Raw genomic sequence first — 1,300 nt, forward strand, 5'->3', positions numbered from 1 at the left:
TACTCATCTGTGGACGCCCCGCGAGATGCAAGCGATTTTTGAAGAAGATCGGCACGTAGTCGGATGCTGCCATCTGTCCGGCCTCTGATGGTGCAGCGATGAAGCTGCGGGCCCGTATGGGAGTTCGCAGACCGGAACCAAATCATAAAAGCGTGCTCTAGGCACGATGAGTACGCCTGGTTCTTCCGGCCTCGTCTCGCCGACTGTTGCGCCATACTCTCCTTCGACCGACTACACCTCCGACGACCTCAGGTCCGCCAGGATCACGCCTTGGCTGCGACCGGAGCCCTGTAATTCTCCTGCTTGATAAGTAGCGCCCAGACAATCCGCGCCATCTTGTTGGCGAGTGCGACCGTTACCAGCATGCGTGGTTTGCGAGCCAGCATCTGTTCGAGCCACGAACCCTTTGGCGCACCGCGTTTGCTCGCCTGTTGCACGACCGCGCTGCTGCCAACGATGAGAAGGCGCCTGAGCGTGCGTTCGCCCATTTTGGATGTTGCACCGAGCTTCTGCTTGCCGCCTGTAGATCTTTGAAGAGGCGTGAGACCGAGCCATGCTGCGAAGTCACGACCCTTGGCGAAGGTCTCGGCCGGCGGCGCCAGAGCAGCGATCGCGGTGGCGGAGATTGGGCCAATGCCAGGAATGGTCATCAGCCTGCGCGATACCTCGTCTTCGCGAGCGCGTCGCGCGATTTCCTGGTCGAGATCTGCGATCTTGCCATTCAGCTCAGCGAGCAGGTCTAGCATCACTCGTAACATGGGGCGGGCCGCTTCAGGAAGTGAGCTGGCCATAGCGTCCTCTTCGATGAGATCGCTAAGTTTCGCCACGTGCGATGGCCCCTTGGGCGCGATCCAGCCATACTCCGTGAGGTGTCCTCGGATCGCGTTGATGAGCTGGGTTCGTTGCCGCACTAACAGGTCACGGGTTCGAAACACTAGACCCGCAGCCTGTTGCTCTTCACTCTTAACGGCAACGAACCGCATGCTCGGTCGCTGCGCAGCCTCGCAGATCGCCTCGGCATCAATCGCGTCGTTCTTTTGCCGCTTTACAAAGGGCTTTACATAAGCTGGCGGGATCAACCGAACATTATGGCCAAGCTGCGCGAGCTGCCGGGCCCAGTGATGAGCTCCTCCACATGCCTCTAAGGCTACTGTGCAAATTGGCTGGGCCGCAAAGAAATCCAGCAGCTTTCCCCGGCTGATCCGTTTGCTGAATAAAGCCCGTCCTTTCCCGTCCGCGCCATGAACGTGGAAAACATGCTTGGCGATATCTAGACCGATTATGCTAACCTCTGCCACGG

The 1,300-nt window shown here is 59.0% G+C and carries 1 protein-coding gene; it reads right to left on the reverse strand.

Features of this window, described 5'->3' with window-relative positions; all coding sequences use genetic code 11:
- Positions 1 to 263: 263 nt before the first annotated feature.
- Positions 264 to 1,298, reverse strand: a complete 1,035-nt coding sequence (locus XI08_RS10005; RefSeq protein WP_271574287.1) for an IS110 family transposase — start codon at positions 1,296 to 1,298, stop codon at positions 264 to 266.
- Positions 1,299 to 1,300 lie beyond the last annotated feature (2 nt).

It is taken from the genome of Bradyrhizobium sp. CCBAU 11361, from assembly GCF_028128935.1.
Classification (GTDB): Bacteria; Pseudomonadota; Alphaproteobacteria; order Rhizobiales; family Xanthobacteraceae; genus Bradyrhizobium; species Bradyrhizobium niftali.